Origin of the sequence: Segatella copri, assembly GCF_051861805.1 — a bacterium.
Taxonomy (GTDB): domain Bacteria; phylum Bacteroidota; class Bacteroidia; order Bacteroidales; family Bacteroidaceae; genus Prevotella; species Prevotella copri_M.
In genome coordinates, this window is the sequence record NZ_CP146520.1 from 1148363 (window position 1) to 1165158 (window position 16796).

The window sequence follows — 16796 nt, forward strand, 5'->3', positions numbered from 1 at the left end:
GAAATTAATTATGGCAAAGCAAAAAGCAACATCTAAGAAGAGAAACGTACGCGTTGACGCTATCGGTCAGCTTCACGTACACAGCTCATTCAACAACATCATTGTATCTCTTGCTAACAACGAGGGTCAGATTATTTCTTGGTCTTCAGCTGGTAAGATGGGTTTCCGTGGTTCTAAGAAGAATACTCCTTATGCTGCCCAGATGGCTGCAGAGGATTGTGCTAAGGTTGCATTCGACCTTGGTCTTCGCAAGGTGAAGGCATACGTAAAGGGTCCAGGTAATGGTCGTGAGTCTGCTATCCGTGCCGTACACGGTGCAGGTATCGAGGTTACTGAAATCGTTGACGTAACTCCATTACCACACAACGGATGTCGCCCTCCAAAGCGTCGTCGTGTATAATAGCATTCATTGATACAAACATTATAGCATTTTATAAATATTATGGCTAGATATATAGGTCCGAAATCTAAAATTGCGCGTCGTTTTGGTGAGCCAATCTTCGGCGCAGACAAAGTTTTGTCCAAGAGAAACTTCCCTCCTGGACAGCATGGCAACAGCCGTCGCAGAAAGATGTCTGAGTACGGTGTCATGTTGGCAGAGAAGCAGAAGGCTAAGTACACTTATGGTGTATTAGAGCGTCAGTTCCGTAATATGTTTGAGAAGGCTGCTAAGGCTGAGGGTATTACTGGTGAGGTTCTTCTTCAGAATCTCGAGTGCCGTCTTGACAACGTGGTTTTCCGTCTTGGTATCGCTCCAACTCGTGCTGCTGCACGCCAGTTGGTAGGTCACAAGCACATCACTGTTGATGGCAAGGTAGTTAATATCCCTTCATTTGCAGTTAAGCCAGGTATGGTTGTTGCTGTTCGTGAGAAGTCTAAGTCTCTCGAGGTAATCGAAGCAGCACTCGCTGGTTTCAATCATAGCAAGTACCCATGGATTGAGTGGGATGATAATTCAAAGAGTGGCAAGTTCTTGCACAAGCCAGAGCGTGCCGACATTCCAGAGAATATCAAGGAGCAGTTAATCGTTGAGTTGTACTCTAAATAAATCATTAAATTAATGGCGATATTAGCATTTCAAAAACCTGATAAAGTAGTAATGCTGGAGGCTGACAACCAGTTCGGAAAGTTTGAATTCCGTCCTCTGGAGCCTGGCTTTGGCGTAACCATCGGTAACGCCTTGCGCCGCATTCTCCTTTCATCGCTGGAGGGCTATGCTGTCAACACAATCCGCATTGCGGGTGTTGAGCACGAGTTCTCTTCAGTTCCTGGTGTAAAGGAAGATGTTACCAACATTATCTTGAATCTCAAGCAAGTTCGATTCAAGCAAGTAGTAGAAGAATTCGAGAATGAGAAAGTTAGTATCACCGTTGAGAATTCTACAGAATTCAAGGCTGGTGACATTGGCAAGTATCTGACTGGATTTGAAGTGTTAAACCCTGATTTGGTGATTTGTCATTTAGACTCCAAAGCTTCGATGCAGATTGATTTGACTATTAATAAGGGACGTGGTTACGTGCCTGCTGATGAGAATCGTCAATTCTGCACAGACGTTAACGTTCTCCCAATCGATTCCATCTACACCCCTATTCGTAACGTGAAGTACGCTGTAGAGCCATATCGTGTTGAGCAGAAGACTGACTACGATAAGCTCGTACTTGAAGTTACAACAGATGGTTCCATTAGTCCTAAGGATGCACTGAAAGAGGCTGCGAAGATTCTCATTTATCACTTCATGCTCTTCTCTGATGAGAAGATCACTCTCGAAAGCCCTGATCAAGAGAGCAATCAAGAGTTTGATGAGGAGGTTCTCCACATGCGCCAGTTGCTTAAGACTCGTCTCGTAGATATGAACTTGAGTGTTCGTGCTCTCAACTGCTTGAAGGCAGCTGATGTAGAGACTCTTGGTGACTTGGTTCAGTATAACAAGACTGACCTCTTGAAGTTCCGCAACTTCGGTAAGAAATCGCTTTCAGAGCTTGATGATTTGCTCGAGAGTCTGAATCTGTCTTTTGGAACTGATATTTCAAAGTATAAATTAGACAAGGATGCGTAATGCATCCTTTGTCCAAAAAGAACAAAAACAAAAATGAGACACAATAAGAAATTCAACCATTTAGGTCGTACTGCTTCTCATCGTAACGCGATGTTGGCTAACATGGCTTCATCACTTATCTTGAGCGAGCACAAAAGAATCACTACGACCCTCGCAAAGGCAAAGGCTCTTAAGAAGTATGTTGAGCCATTAATCACTCGTTCAAAGAATGATACAACTACATCACGTCGTGTTGTTTTCCGTTATCTTCAGAACAAGTATGCTGTTAAGGCTCTCTTCGGTGAGGTAGCTGAGAAGGTAGCTAACCGTCCAGGTGGTTACACTCGCGTTATCAAGTTGGGTACCCGTCAGGGTGACGCAGCTGAGATTGCTTTCATCGAGCTCGTTGACTTTGATGAGAACATGGCTAAGACTCCTAAGGCTGCTGCTAAGAAGACTCGTCGTAGTCGCAAGGCAACTAAGGCTGAGGAGGCACCTGTAGCAGAGGCTCCTGCAACTGAGGAAGCTGCAGCTGAATAAGTTACAACAGATCTCACAAAATATAAGCGCTCTTGTCTTCAGACAGGAGCGCTTTTTTAGTTCCTTCTTTTTTAGTTTTGCCTTCTTTTACTCTTTATCTTTATTTAGGGGATTCCCTAACATTATTTAGGGATTCTTTCTTGAAGTTTTCAAGAATTAGTTGTACTTTTGCAGTAGATTTAAAAGATAAGGTTATGAAAAAGGTGATACTTTTTATGCTTTGCTCGTCTATGCTGATGAGTAGTTGCGATACATATACGGGAAGTGGAGCTTATGCCGGCAGTTCCATCGGGTCTATCCTCGGTTCCGCTATAGGTGGTCTTTCTGGTGGTCCAAGAGGTTCTGACATTGGTACGATTGTAGGTATGGCTGGTGGTGCTATGGTTGGTGCGGCCATCGGTAGTCAGGCAGATAAGGCTCAGGCCGATCGTGAAGCTGCTTATCAACGTGATAGGATTGACCGTTCTCGTTCCAATTATCCATCTGCTTCTCGTCATCATCCTCGTACTGATCGCTCTTCCTCAGTCAATAGTGATGACATATATGATTATAGTACTCCAGTAACTGATAACTCTGATATTTTTGATTCCAATAATGGAGGAGACGACCGTCTCTATGATTTCCAGGGTAAGGATTATACCGGTGATTATAGTGCTCAGCAGCCAACTACTTCTATGCCATCTGCAACAGTTGAAGAACTCGGTGCCAGACTATCTTATTGCCCTAGCTTAGAGATAGTAAATGCCCGTTTTGTGGATGCAAATGAAGACAATTGTCTGAATCGTGATGAAACCTGTAAGTTGATATTCGAAGTGATGAATCGTGGGCAGTATCCTGTATTTGATGTTGTGCCTACAGTGATTGAGATGACAGGTAACAGGCACATCTTTATTTCGCCTAGTATTCATATTGAAAAGATAGCTCCAGGTTCGGGAGTGAGATATACCGCAATGGTGAAGTCCGATAGAAAGTTAAAGGATGGTATGGCTCGTTTCTGTGTGAGTGTCATTCATGAAGGGAAATCAATCTCTAAGGTGAATGAATTCAATATCCCTACCAAACGATGATATGTCTGTTCCCTTAGATTTGTTTTCCATAAGTTGCCACATATTCAATATGAACGAGCAAGAACCTGTTAATGATGGTTCTTGCTCGTTTTTGTATTGTTATGTTTATCTTTTGTATTATTATGTTTGTCTTTGTCTTTTATTTCGCCTTTTTTAGCGTTCTCATTCGATGATGACTTATGCTTTTTTTCAGCTGCCTGTTCCAAAGCCTCCTCCTTTTTTTCGAAATAGTTCTTGGGTTCAAATTCTGCCATTTCGAAATCAATCTTAGGAAGTTTACAGTCTTCTGGCTTATATGGCACAGGGTTATCCAGTCTCTCCACCTTGACGGTTCCTACACCTTGTGCAATCATGCCGATTTCCTTGGCAGCCGCCCATGAAAGGTCGATGATTCTTCCTCTTCCGTAAGGACCACGATCTATTACTTTCACGATTACGCTTTTATCATTTCTGAGATTGGTTACTTTCAGCATGGTGCCGAATGGATAGTAACGGTGTGCACACGTCAAACTGTCGTGATGTATCTTTTGCCCGCTTGCAGAGCGTGCGCCTGTGGCTCGCTTTGAATAATACGATGCCTTTCCGTGTTGATGCTTCTGTGCACAACATGGACTCATAAAAAACGTAGTCAATAATGCTATGATTAAGTATTTTATTTTCATAACTTCTCGATATTTTGGTTGCAAATATATAAAAAATAGATGAAAAATGCAAGGAAATATCAGAAAAATACTATCTTTGCAGTATAAATAGCGACAGATATGGAAAATAATGTACCTAATGAGTGGAATAAGTTCTACTTGAAAGACGTATCGTTTGTCAATCTGATGATGCGCCGTATCTACAATGTGTTGATTGTAGCCAACCCTTACGATGCGTTCATGCTTGAAGATGATGGTCGCATCGAGGAGAAGATATATAATGAGTATATGGAGCTTGGTCTTCGTTATCCGCCTACCTTTACACAGGTTTCTACCACGGAAGAGGCTGCTCAGGTGTTGCGTTCTACGGTGATAGACCTGGTCATCTGTATGCCTGGTAATGCAGATAATGATGCCTTTGATGTGGCCCGTGATATCAAGGGCAAGTTCCCTAACATCCACTGTGTGGTTCTTACCCCTTTCTCACATGGTATCACCAAGCGAATGCAGAACGAGGATTTGAGCATCTTCGATTATGTATTCTGTTGGTTGGGAAATACCAACTTGATTCTTTCCATCATCAAGTTGATTGAGGATAAGATGAATCTGGAGCATGATATTCAGGAGGCGGGTGTGCAGATGATTCTTCTGGTCGAGGACTCTATTCGCTTCTACAGTTCCATCTTGCCCAACCTCTATAATTACATTCTGGAGCAGAGCAAGAACTTCTCCAAGGAAGCCCTGAACCGCCATGCCGCAACCATGCGTATGCGTGGCCGTCCTAAGGTGGTATTGGCTCGTACCTATGAGGAGGCGAAGAAACTGTATGATAAGTATTCCAATAATACCCTTGGAGTCATCAGCGATGCCCGGTTCCCTTTGAAGTGTGCCGCCAGGGCTTTTGGAAATGAGGTTGATGAAGATGTCAAGCCTGAGTATGGCACCGATACCTTCGGTCGCGAGAAATGTCCTGATGCAGGTTTGCAGCTCTTCCGTTACATCCGTAAGCATGACTCTTTCGTGCCCCTCATCCTCGAAAGTTCTGAGAGTGATAACCGTGCCAAGGCAGAAGCTGAGGGTTTCCGCTTCGTGGACAAGAATTCCAAGAAGATGAGTGTAGATCTCCGAAGATTGATGGAGGAGCACATGGGCTTTGGTGATTTCATCTTCCGTGATCCTAAGACCCACGAGGAGATCATGCGCATCAGAAGCCTGAAGGAGTTGCAGGATAATATCTTCAACATCCCTAACGATTCGATGCTCTATCATATCAGCCGCAACCACATGAGCCGCTGGCTTTGTGCACGTGCCATCTTCCCAGTGTCGGCTTTCCTGAAGCATGTTACTTGGGAGAAGCTTCAGGATGTGGATGCCCACAGGCAGATTATCTTTGATGCCATCGTGCAGTACCGCCACATGAAGAACCTGGGTGTGGTAGCTGTGTTCGATAGAATGAAGTTCGATAAGTATGCTCACTTTGCCCGCATTGGCGAGGGATCACTGGGCGGAAAGGGTAGAGGTCTTGCCTTCCTCGACAATATCATCAAGCGCCATCCGGAGTTCAATCAGTATGAGAATGCCACCGTGCAGATTCCGAAGACCGTGGTGCTCTGTACCGATATCTTCGATGAATTTATGATGAGCAACAATCTCTATCCGATAGCGTTGAGCGATGCCAGCGATGATGAGATATTGAAGCACTTCCTGCATGCGCAGTTGCCGGATTCCCTGATAGCCGACTTCTTCACCTTCTTTGAGGCAACGAAGAGTCCTATCGCCATCCGTTCCAGTTCGCTTCTTGAGGATGCGCACTATCAGCCTTTCGCCGGCATCTATTCCACCTATATGATTCCTTATCTTGAGGATAAGTATCAGATGCTCCAGATGTTGGCTTGTGCCATCAAGGGCGTGTATGCCTCCGTGTTCTATCGTGATTCCAAGGCGTATATGACAGCCACCAGCAACGTCATCGACCAGGAGAAGATGGCGGTTATCCTGCAGCAGGTGGTGGGTAAGGATTATGGCACCCGTTTCTACCCAACAATGAGTGGTGTGCTCCGTTCGCTCAACTATTATCCTATAGGAGATGAAGAGGCAGAGGAAGGCATAGCTAGTCTCGCCCTCGGATTGGGTAAGTATATCGTGGATGGCGGTCAAACCCTGCGTGTCTGTCCTTATCATCCGCATCAGGTGCTCCAGACATCAGAAACGGAGATGGCTTTGCGTGATACGCAGACCCAGTTTTATGCCCTCGACATGAAGCATGTGGGCGAGGATTTCAAGGTAGATGATGGCTTCAACATCCTCAAACTTCGTGTGAAGGATGCCGTGGAAGACCTGAGCCTCACCTATATCGCTTCTACTTTCGACCCATACGACCAGGTTATCAATGATGGTGTGTATGAAACGGGCAGAAAACTGATTACCTTTGCCAGTGTGCTCCAGCATGGAGTAGTACCTTTGCCAGAGTTGATGCAGATGTCGATGAAGTTTGGCTCCGAGGCGATGCGCCGTCCTGTGGAAATAGAGTTTGCCTGCAATATCAGCAATGATAGAACGTGCGAATTCTATCTGCTCCAGATTCGTCCGATAGTGGATGCCAAGGAAATGCTCGATGAGGATGTGAAGGCGATACCGGATGCCGACTGTCTGCTCCGTTCCCACAATTCGCTCGGGCATGGAATCTGCGAAGATGTGGTAGATGTGGTCTATGTGAAGTATGATGATCACTTCTCGGCGATGAATAATTTCTATGTGGCTGATGATATCGAACGAATCAATCGTAAGTTCCTTGCCGAAGGGAAGAATTATGTGCTGATAGGTCCGGGCCGTTGGGGTTCTAGCGACCATTATCTGGGTGTGCCGGTCAAGTGGCCGCATATCAGCGCCGCTCGGGTCATCGTGGAAGTAGCTTTGAAGAACTACAACATCGACCCGAGCCAAGGCACCCATTTCTTCCAGAACCTCACCTCTTTCGGTGTGGGTTACTTCACGGTAGATACCAACACCGAAGAAGGCGGTTTCGTGAACAAGGAGATATTGGATGCGATGCCGGCAGTAGAAGAGACGCAGTATGTACGCCATGTGCGCTTTGCGCATCCGATGAGGATACTGATGGATGGAAAGAAGCAGGAAGGAGCAGTCTTGATTCCGAAAGAGTAATCAAGACAGTTCCATCAAAGTACGTAAACAAGTTATAATCAAGCCTGCTCTATCAAGGTACGTATATAACTTCAGTAATGTACTTATACCAGCTCCAGCAGATAGTAATTGTAATCATGAAGGATAGTAGCAAGGAATTTTTCCTTGCTATTTCCTTTTTGTATAGAAGCCTTCAGCTTATCTTCTATCCCCAGGAATTTCGCAACCTTGTCGGCAAGGGTGGCTATCTGGTTTTCGTGTTCCCCATTGCCGCCATAAACCGCTTTCTCAATCACCTCAATTTGTGCCTGCGATAGATTCTTCGCCTCTTCATATACCGGGCGATAGTCTTTCTTGGCATAGTAGAATTCATCTAGTGATACATGGATTTTATCCAGGTTCACCTGCTTGATAACCATTGTTCCAGCAGCCAGATCGCCCAGGCGCTGCGCATTCTTGGTGAGCAGGATAAACAGGAGTCCGATGCCGCTTAATCCCACATCTATCGTGCTGAGCAGCCATCTCATGAAGAAAGAACCCATGGTGGGGCGGGAACCATCTTTGTTCACCACCCTTATCTTCATGATATATTTCCCTGGCGACTGACCTTCGTTGAAGGTTTCCCAGAGGAAGTCGTACAGCCAGAGTGGCAATATAATCAGAAAGAAAAACAAATAATTGAGTTGGTTTCTTGTTTCATAGTCGAGTTCAAAGTAGAAATACATGGCAGTGAAGCCGATGATGCCAGCTATAACCATGTCGATGATGCGTGCTATCACTCTTTCGGCAATGCTCGCAGGCGTCTGGTCTATTCTTACGAATTGGTTGGTTGTGATGTTAGAACTTGTCATAATTCCACGTTTTATAGATGATTGATGTTATTCTGTCTGCAAACTTACGGAAAAAACTACAAATACAAGAATCTTTTCCCCGAAAATTTGCATATATAAGAATATTTACTTACTTTTGCAACAAAAATAATAAGCAATCGTGAAAGAATTTACCTTTATACGTAACAATATCGATAAGTGGCAGCGTGCGGAAATCATCATTTCTGATGCCGACTCGCAATCGCCCGATCGTCTGGCTGAGGTCTATACCGACCTTACGTCCGACCTGGCTTTTGCGCAGACGCATTATCCCGATTCCCGCATCACCATCTATCTGAACAAACTTTCATCCGTGCTTCATAACTCCATTTATCGCAACAAGCGGGAGAAATGGACTCGCATCCTCACGTTCTGGACACAAGAAGTTCCCCAGGTCATGTACGATGCCCGCAAGCTGTTGCTTGCCTCCTTCCTTATCTTTCTCATCAGTATGCTCATTGGTGTGATGTCCCAATGCTTCGATCATGACTTCTGCCGCATCATCCTGGGCGATTATTATGTGGATATGACGCTTGATAACATAGCCAAGGGTAAGCCGATGGCGGTATATGATAGTGACGGAGAGCTAAACATGTTTCTGGGCATCACCTTCAATAATATCAGGGTTTCGTTCATGGTGTTCGTTTCGGGCATCCTTACAAGCATAGCCACGGGTGCCTATCTCTTTCAGAATAGCGTGATGCTCGGTTGTTTCGAAACTTTCTTTGCGCAGCGCGGACTCCTTTATGAATCCTTCCTTGCAGTCTTCCTGCATGGCACGCTCGAAATATCAGCCATCATCATTGCAGCAGCAGGCGGTCTGGCTATAGGCAACGGCTGGCTTTTCCCCGGCACCTATTCCCGCCTGGTTTCCTTCCGTCGTGGAGCCAAGCGGGGCTTGAAGATAGTGGCAGGCACGGTGCCCGTGTTTATCCTGGCAGGTTTTATCGAAGGCTTTGTAACGAGGCACACCGAAGTTCCCGATGCCATACGCCTTGCCTTCATCCTCCTTTCCCTTGCCTTTGTCATCGGCTATTTCGTGATATTGCCCCAGATAAGGCATCGCCAGAGAAAAAAGGATTCTAAAGACTAACAATAAAAATTTTATGATATGAATAAAATCGTTTTTTATCAAGAGAGAACCTTCGGAGATAAGTTCAATGTTACCTTCGAGTTTATCAAGCAAAACTGGAAGCTGATGCTTCGTTATTTTGCTTATGTTGTTTTGCCATTGAGTTTTGTAGCTGAATTCTTCATGGAAGCTATGATGAAGAATGTCATGACTTTGGCTACAGATCCTGAAGAGCTGATGAATTTGATTCCTTCGTATGGCGGCTTTTTCCTGGTGAGCATTGCCGTTTACTTGTGGATGGGTGCGGTTTCCTTTTCCTTACTCCAGGTTTATAATGCCCGTCCCGATGGCTTGCAGAACATCGTCTTTGCCGATTTCAAGCCTCTTCTTGGGCGCAATGCCTGGCGATTGGTGAAGTCGGGATTGGCGCTCAGCCTCGTCCTCCTGGTTGTGATGATACTTGCAGGCTGTCTGTTCGCTTTGCAGATGCCTGTTATTGCCGCAGTCGTTTATCTTGTCTGCATGGCATTAATGATTCCGTTTGTACTCTTTGCGCCGGTTTACATCTTCGAGGATATTCCCCTTTGGCAGGCTTTTGCCCGAAGCTTTCGTCTGGGTTGGCATACTTTGGGTGGCATCTTAGCCCTGGGCATTGTGTTGATGATTCTTACGGCTATCATCTCGTTTGTCTGCACTTTGCCATGGGAAATCTGCTATCTGTTGAAATCCTTTTTTGTTGTAAATCAGGGAAATGCCGATTCTGCTTTCAATGGTGTGCCTTTCATGCTGTTACAGTATCTGCTGGGTGTCCTGATGATGCTTGCCCGCTTCCTGTTGTTGGCCATATTCTATGTCAGCATCAGCTATCTCTATAGCCATGCTGCCGAGAAACTCGATCAGATGTCGGTAGCCGAGGGCGTTGACCATTTCGAGGAGATGGCCGATAAAAATCAGGATGCCGACGACTATCAACTGTAAATTATCAATTGTAAACTATAAACTATCAATTGTAAACTGTAAACTATCAAAGTATGCCCTTTACTCCTTCCGATACATTGGTTCTCGATACTGCCAGGCTCCGTGTCTGGCAGCAGGATGACGATTATGCTTACAGTAGGGAATTGGTGCCTGCCCAGAAGAGTCTGATGGATTGGTTGGGCGAGCAGTTTGATCAGTTCTGGGAATCCGTTTTCGGCACCGCTTTCTATCAGGAGTATTCTTCGCTAATGTGGATATTGGTGGGTGTGTTTCTTGTTATAGGCATCCTGTTGTTCCTCTTCTACAAGCATCCCGAACTGTTCATGCGTTCCGGCAGGCAGGCTCCTTTGGAGTATGAGGTAACCGAGGATACCATCTATGGCGTTGATTTCGAAAGGGAGATAGCCAGGGCGATGGAGCGGAAGGATTATCGGGAGGTGATGCGACTCACTTATCTGCAAACCCTGAAGATGCTGAGCGATCATCAGCTTATCGACTGGCAACCTTTCAAGACGCCTACCCAATATACCCACGAGTGGAAAAATCGGGATTTCCGGCAGATTACGAACCTCTTTGTCCGTGTGCGTTATGGCGGATTCGAGGCAACGGAGCAAATGCTGAAAGATATCCACACCTGTAAGATGAGTGTGGATAACTCTGTAAGTAACTTAAAATCAGCGAAAGGGGGTGATGATGAAAAGTAGTTATAAGTTTTTCCTGAGCATGATGGTGCTTTTTATCCTCATGTTCCTGCTTCAGATGCAACTGCCCAAGAAGTTTGTGTGGAATCCTACCTTCTATCATGCCGACCGCCAGCCTTTCGGCTGCTACGTGTTCGATAGCATCATGCGCCAAAGCTTGCCTCAAGGTTATCAGGTTACCGCCAAAACCTTCAGGCAGCTTGATGAGGAAAACAGAAACCGGAAGATAGCCGTGGTGGTGCTGGATAATTCCCTGAGACTGAAGAAGGTGGATGTAGGTCACCTCCGGAAGATAGCCCAGCGTGGCGGAAAAGTGATGGTTGCCTATCATTGGGGAGGTTCAGATGAACTGGATAGCAGTTTTCATGTCGATATGTCGAGCGGGGCGTTTTATCTGGATAATATCATGCGAAGGATGGCGAGTCAGCAGGATGTGTATGATACCCTTACCTGGTGTGGCTATCCGTTGGCTTATCCCCAGCGGGAATATCGGTTGATAGACCAGCTGATAAGCGGCTCGATTTCTCTCGATTCAGCCAGCAAAGCCACGGTGCTGGCTTACAGTCTTCAGGCTAATCGCAAGTTTCCGTCAGCAGTTTCCTTGCCTTGCGGTAAGGGCGAGGTCATCTTTGTGGCCACTCCGTTGCTCTTTACCAATATGGGTGTGTTGGATGATGTTTCTTCGCAGTATGTCTTCCGAATCATGTCGCAGATGGCCGATTTGCCGGTTTACCGCACGGAAGTATATCTGGAATCGAAGGTGAAGCTCGAAGCAGAACAGTCGCCGCTCCGCGAGTTGCTGAAGCGCCCTCCTTTGCGGTGGGCGGTCTATCTCATGATGCTGGGCGTAGTGCTCTTCATGATATTCACAGCCCGCCGGCGCCAGCGGGTTATCCCGATAGTGGAAAAGCCGAAGAACAGGTCGCTGGAGTTTATCCAGCTCATCGGTACGCTCTATTATCAGCGTCACGACCATGCCGATCTGGTGCGGAAGAAATTCAGGTTCTTTGCCGAAGAGGTAAGAAGGAGTGCGGGCATTGATATCAGCGATGTGAACCAGGGAGATGCCGATTGCCGAGCCTTGGCAGAGATAACAGGCATGGATGTGGAAAAAATCAAGGAAACCATCCGTGAGATTCGACTGGTGATACATTCAGATTTGAATATCCCAGCCAGGCAAATGAGGAAACTCATCGACGAGATGAATCGCATACTTGAGAATATTCAGTAAAATATAATAGGTGAAATATCGGTACATGATAGTATGCGAATATTCAATATAATATAGTAATGAAAATGGAAGAACAAAGATTAGACTTAACTCTTTTCTCAGAAAAGATAGAACGCCTTCGACAGGAGATAGCGAAGGTGATAGTGGGGCAGGATGAAGCCATCGAACTGGTGCTTACTTCTATCCTTGCCAACGGACACGTGCTTATCGAAGGAGTGCCGGGAGTGGCAAAGACCCTTTTGGCCCGGTTGATAGCCCGATTGGTAGATGCCGGGTTCAGCCGGGTGCAGTTTACCCCCGACTTGATGCCTAGCGATTTGCTAGGTATCAACATCTTCAATGTCAAGACCCAGGAGTTTGAGTTCCATCAGGGCCCCGTCTTCTCCGACATTGTTCTGGTAGATGAAATCAACCGTGCACCCGCCAAGACGCAGGCGGCACTCTTCGAGGTGATGGAAGAGCGACAGGTGAGCATCGATGGCGTTACCCACAAGATGGGCGATTTCTATACCATCCTTGCCACCCAGAACCCCGTGGAGCAGGAAGGAACCTATCGCCTGCCCGAGGCTCAGCTCGACCGTTTCCTGATGAAGATAACGATGGGCTATCCTTCGCTGGATGATGAACTGGAGATTCTGAAGCGCCATCAGGAGCATAGCAATCTGGTGAAGCTTGCCGATATTCAGCCCGTTCTGAGCAAGGCAGAACTCCTGCAGTTGCGCAGCTATATAAATAAGGTGGTCATCGACGAGAGTCTGCTTCGCTATATAGCCCAGATAGTTCAGCAAACCCGCAGCACCCGTGCCGTTTATCTGGGAGCATCGCCCCGAGCTTCTGTGGCAATGCTCCAGGCTAGCAAGGCATACGCCCTGCTGCAAGGTCGCGATTTCGTAACGCCCGAAGATATCAAGCAGGTTACTCCATCCATTCTCCAGCACCGCCTGGTGCTCACCGCCGAGGCAGAGATGGAAGGATACACCGCCTATAAAGTGGCGCAGCGACTCATCGACAAAGTTGAAGTTCCGAAATAAATAAAGTGAAGAGTACATTGTTTCTTACCAGAAGATTTTATATCGTTTTAGCAGTCCTGGTCTTTATCACAGGTTTGGGCAGCTTTGTTCCCCCGATGTTCCTCATTGGGAGATGGCTGCTTGTTGCCCTGGGCGTTCTGCTCCTGCTGGAGGCTTTCCTGCTTTATCACGAGCGGGGCATTATGGCTAGGCGAACGATGGCAGATAGGTTTTCCAATGGTGATGACAACGAGGTGAACATCCGTGTGGAAAGTATTTATTCCTTTCCTGTTCTGCTTCATGTCATTGATGAGATTCCGCCCGTATTCCAGCGTCGTGATATCCACTTTCGTCTAAGGCTGGGCATGGGCGAGGGCAAGAATATCCGGTATTTTCTTCGTCCCACAGAGCGGGGTGAATATGATTTCGGCTTAATCCGCATCTTTGTCTCTTCGCCCATCTCGCTCTTGCAGCGCCGCTTCTCGCTGGGGCAGCCCCGTCAGGTGAAGGTATATCCTTCCTATCTGATGCTCACCCGATATGAGTTGCTTGCCATCAGCAATAATCTAACCGAACTCGGCATCAAGAAGATTCGCCGTGTGGGCAATCATACCGAGTTTGAACAGATCAGGGATTATGTGACGGGTGATGATTTCCGGCTCATCAACTGGAAGGCCACCGCCCGCACCTCCCGGCTGATGGTGAACGTGTATCAGGACGAGCGTTCGCAGCAGGTGTTCAGCATCATCGACAAGGGTAGGGTGATGCAGCAGGCTTTCCGGGGGGTGACTTATCTGGATTATGCCATCAACGCCTCGCTGGTGCTTTCGTATATGGCGATGCGCAAGGAAGACAAGGCGGGCATTGTAACCTTCAGCTCCCGTTTCGAGGATTTCGTGCCAGCCTCCCGATACGCCGGCCACATGCAGAACATCTTGGAGATTCTCTATCGCCAGCAGACCCGCTTTGCCGAATCCGACTATTCTGCCCTGGTAGATGGGGTAAACCTGCACGTCAGCAAGCGTTCGCTCCTGGTGCTCTATACGAGTTTTGCCAATCGTGTCAGCATGGAGAGGCAGTTGCCTTATCTTCTTCAGCTCAACCGCCGCCACCGTCTTCTGGTGGTGTTCTTCGAGGATGATGAGGTGAAAGATTATCTTGCCACCCGTCCTGATAGCGATGAGGAATATTATCGCCATGTCATTGCCGAGCAGTTTGCCTACGAGCAGCGTCTCATCGTTTCCTCGCTCAAGCAGCGGGGCATCATGGCCTTGTTGACCACGCCCGAGAAGCTGTCGGTTGACGTACTTAACAAATATCTCGAAATCAAGGCACGGGAATTGTTGTAAATAGTAAGAAGAATACTTCTTTATAGCAAGAAGAATACATTTTTCTTTAGCATAAGTAATAAAAAACGCAGGGAATGTTTGGAATTCTCATCAAAAAGTCTTACCTTTGTTCCCAATTAAAACGAATGCCTTATGAATAGACCAAACCTATTTGCACTTTTATGTGTGCTGATGCTGGCATGGCTGCCGGTTTCGGCTCTGGAGTTTCGTAATCCGGTGATGCCAGGTTATCATCCCTCCCCATACGTGTGTCGGGCAGGGGATAAATGGGTTCATTTACAGAATTCCATTCCAGATAACTATCTTTGCAATGATACGATGGCTGTGGGGAAGAAGTATCTGATGCGTCTCTATCCTCATGGTTCCCTGACGGAGAATCAGCAGCCTACCTTTGCAGGACGCCTGCAGGAATGTGCCAGTTTCACCCTGGAAACAGAGGTTGTTACCAAGGGAAATGTGGAGGCGGGACTCTCGGTTTATCGTGTCAGCGACGGGCATTTCGACTTTTTCGTATCCAAGAAGCAGGTGGCTTTGCGCTGCAAGCTGAAGAGCATCGACTATGTGGTGAAGAGCGTGCCTCGCCTGCGCAAGGGTTCGGTGAAACTGCGCATCAGAAGCAATGGCGAGATGTATTTCTTCGACTATTCGCTCGATGGAAAGAAGTTCCACGAGTTGGCTTCCATGAACTGCAGCCTGATGAGCACCGAGGTGGCAGGCGGATTCACGGGCGTTACGCTGGGCATGTTTGCCGAGGGAAAGCCAAGGAGCGGTCATGCCGACTTCACCTACTTCCATTATGAAGAAAAATAAGATTAAAATAAATAATCATGTCAAAAGCAACAAAGGAAACAACAGAAACAACTCAGATTGCCGACAAGAAATATCTTGTCCCATTCATTCTCATCACGTCGCTCTTCTTCTTGTGGGGCTTCGCACGTGCTATCCTCGATGTGCTCAACAAGCATTTCCAGAATGCACTTCATATCAGCATTACGCACTCTTCGCTCATTCAGGTAACCACCTATCTGGGCTATTTCCTCATGGCGATACCGGCGGGTATATTTATAAATAGGTATGGCTATCGCCGTGGAGTGGTGTTCGGACTCCTGCTCTTTGGCTTGGGAGCCATCCTCTTCATCCCCGGAGCATCGATGGGCAGTTTCTATGCCTTCCTGCTTTGCCTCTTCATCATCGGTTGCGGACTGGTGTTCCTGGAGACGGCTGCCAATCCTTACGTAACGGAGTTGGGTGCCAAGGAAACGGCTACCAGCCGACTGAACCTCTCGCAGTCGTTCAATGGTTTGGGCAGCATCTTCGCCACTTTCTGCATCGGTCAGTTTCTCTTCAATGGCACCCAGGAAGGTGGCAACGTGGTGATTCCCTACGGCATCCTGGGCGTATTGGTATTGCTGATAGCCTTCGTGTTTTCTCGTGTGGAATTGCCTGAGATTCAGCATGCTCAGACCAGGGAAGATAAGGCAAAGGGTAGCAATATCAGCAAGCTTTTTGCCAATCATAAGATGTTCGTGTTCGGTCTCTTTGCCTTGCTGAGTTACGAGGTGGCAGAGATTTCCATCAATTCATACTTCATCAATTTCGTAACGGGCATGCAGTGGATGGACGACCGCACGGCTTCTCTCGTGCTCACCCTGGCGCTGGCATTCTTCATGGTGGGCAGATTTCTGGGCAGCTGGATTATGCGCCACATCAAGGCAACCACCATGCTCCTGATCTGTGCCGTGGGCAGCGTCTGTTCCATCGGTTTGGTACTCTGCAATTTAGGCACTGTATCGCTGGTAGCCTTGGTAGCCAACTATCTTTTTGAGGCCATCATGTTCCCAACCATCTTCAGTCTCGCCCTTACGGGATTGGGCAATCTTACGAAGACGGCATCCTCCCTCCTGATGATGACTCCGATAGGCGGATGCGGCTTCCTGCTGATGGGGCTGATAGCCGATACCACGCATGTGGTGATGCCTTTCATTGTGCCTTTCATCGGCTTTGTGGTGGTATTGGCGTATGCGGCTAGAGAGTACAGAATTGCAAAGTGCGTTTAGCAAAAAGGGTTAAGAAAAGATGAGAAGTGTAAATATTAACTTTTTTAACTTGATTGTAACCCGAAAAGTTCCGCCAACATTTTGCTATCTCAAATGAAAAAGTTA

At 47.0% G+C, this 16796-nt stretch carries 16 protein-coding genes; 14 read left to right on the top strand and 2 right to left on the bottom strand.

Annotation, left to right across the window (positions count from 1 at the left end; translation table 11 throughout):
- Positions 1-10 precede the first annotated feature (10 nt).
- From rpsK to V8Z93_RS04475, 5 genes are all read left to right on the top strand, one after another.
- Entirely contained in the window at positions 11-400 is a 390-nt protein-coding gene (gene rpsK, locus V8Z93_RS04455; RefSeq protein WP_153092358.1) for a 30S ribosomal protein S11, read from the top strand.
- A gap of 42 nt (positions 401-442) precedes the next feature.
- Positions 443-1048 (top strand): 30S ribosomal protein S4, encoded by a 606-nt coding sequence (gene rpsD / locus V8Z93_RS04460; protein WP_203041085.1) that lies wholly within the window; start codon positions 443-445, stop codon positions 1046-1048.
- Between the two features lie 12 nt (positions 1049-1060).
- Entirely contained in the window at positions 1061-2056 is a 996-nt protein-coding gene (locus V8Z93_RS04465) for a DNA-directed RNA polymerase subunit alpha (protein ID WP_203041086.1), read from the top strand.
- 33 nt (positions 2057-2089) lie between these two features.
- Positions 2090-2575: a 50S ribosomal protein L17 gene (rplQ, locus tag V8Z93_RS04470; RefSeq protein WP_203041087.1), complete on the top strand. Its 486-nt coding sequence runs from the start codon at positions 2090-2092 to the stop codon at positions 2573-2575.
- Between the two features lie 194 nt (positions 2576-2769).
- Positions 2770-3642, top strand: coding sequence for a hypothetical protein (locus V8Z93_RS04475; RefSeq protein ID WP_203048901.1), 873 nt, complete (start codon positions 2770-2772; stop codon positions 3640-3642).
- Positions 3643-3710: 68 nt separating this feature from the next.
- Here V8Z93_RS04475 and V8Z93_RS04480 read toward each other — a convergent pair whose 3' ends face one another.
- A complete protein-coding gene (locus tag V8Z93_RS04480) occupies positions 3711-4259 on the bottom strand; it encodes a septal ring lytic transglycosylase RlpA family protein (RefSeq protein WP_439432500.1) in 549 nt (182 codons plus the stop codon).
- Between the two features lie 144 nt (positions 4260-4403).
- On the opposite strand from V8Z93_RS04480, the gene V8Z93_RS04485 reads away from it, so the two are divergent.
- Entirely contained in the window at positions 4404-7445 is a 3042-nt protein-coding gene (locus tag V8Z93_RS04485) for a PEP/pyruvate-binding domain-containing protein (RefSeq protein ID WP_439432501.1), read from the top strand.
- Positions 7446-7528: 83 nt separating this feature from the next.
- Here the strand turns inward: V8Z93_RS04485 and V8Z93_RS04490 are convergent, their stop codons facing one another.
- The gene (locus V8Z93_RS04490) at positions 7529-8275 is read right to left on the bottom strand and encodes an RDD family protein (protein ID WP_203041732.1); all 747 of its coding nucleotides are present in this window, start codon (positions 8273-8275) and stop codon (positions 7529-7531) included.
- 139 nt (positions 8276-8414) lie between these two features.
- Between V8Z93_RS04490 and V8Z93_RS04495 the strand changes: the two genes are divergently transcribed.
- From V8Z93_RS04495 to V8Z93_RS04530, 8 genes are all read left to right on the top strand, one after another.
- Positions 8415-9386 carry a stage II sporulation protein M gene (locus V8Z93_RS04495; RefSeq protein ID WP_439432502.1) on the top strand — a complete coding sequence of 324 codons (972 nt, stop codon included), beginning with the start codon at positions 8415-8417 and terminating at the stop codon, positions 9384-9386.
- Positions 9387-9404: 18 nt separating this feature from the next.
- Positions 9405-10343 carry a hypothetical protein gene (locus tag V8Z93_RS04500; protein ID WP_203048906.1) on the top strand — a complete coding sequence of 313 codons (939 nt, stop codon included), beginning with the start codon at positions 9405-9407 and terminating at the stop codon, positions 10341-10343.
- Positions 10344-10396: 53 nt separating this feature from the next.
- On the top strand, positions 10397-11047 hold the full coding sequence (locus V8Z93_RS04505; protein WP_439432503.1) for a DUF4129 domain-containing protein: 651 nt from the start codon (positions 10397-10399) through the stop codon (positions 11045-11047).
- Positions 11034-12275, top strand: coding sequence for a DUF4350 domain-containing protein (locus V8Z93_RS04510; protein ID WP_439432504.1), 1242 nt, complete (start codon positions 11034-11036; stop codon positions 12273-12275). Before V8Z93_RS04505 ends, V8Z93_RS04510 begins: the two co-directional genes overlap by 14 nt.
- A gap of 59 nt (positions 12276-12334) precedes the next feature.
- On the top strand, positions 12335-13306 hold the full coding sequence (locus V8Z93_RS04515; protein ID WP_254880594.1) for an AAA family ATPase: 972 nt from the start codon (positions 12335-12337) through the stop codon (positions 13304-13306).
- Positions 13307-13323: 17 nt separating this feature from the next.
- Positions 13324-14634 carry a DUF58 domain-containing protein gene (locus V8Z93_RS04520; RefSeq protein WP_439432822.1) on the top strand — a complete coding sequence of 437 codons (1311 nt, stop codon included), beginning with the start codon at positions 13324-13326 and terminating at the stop codon, positions 14632-14634.
- Positions 14635-14766: 132 nt separating this feature from the next.
- On the top strand, positions 14767-15444 hold the full coding sequence (locus tag V8Z93_RS04525; protein ID WP_439432505.1) for a hypothetical protein: 678 nt from the start codon (positions 14767-14769) through the stop codon (positions 15442-15444).
- A 17-nt stretch (positions 15445-15461) separates the two neighbouring features.
- Positions 15462-16691 (top strand): sugar MFS transporter, encoded by a 1230-nt coding sequence (locus V8Z93_RS04530; protein ID WP_439432506.1) that lies wholly within the window; start codon positions 15462-15464, stop codon positions 16689-16691.
- Positions 16692-16796: the final 105 nt, after the last annotated feature.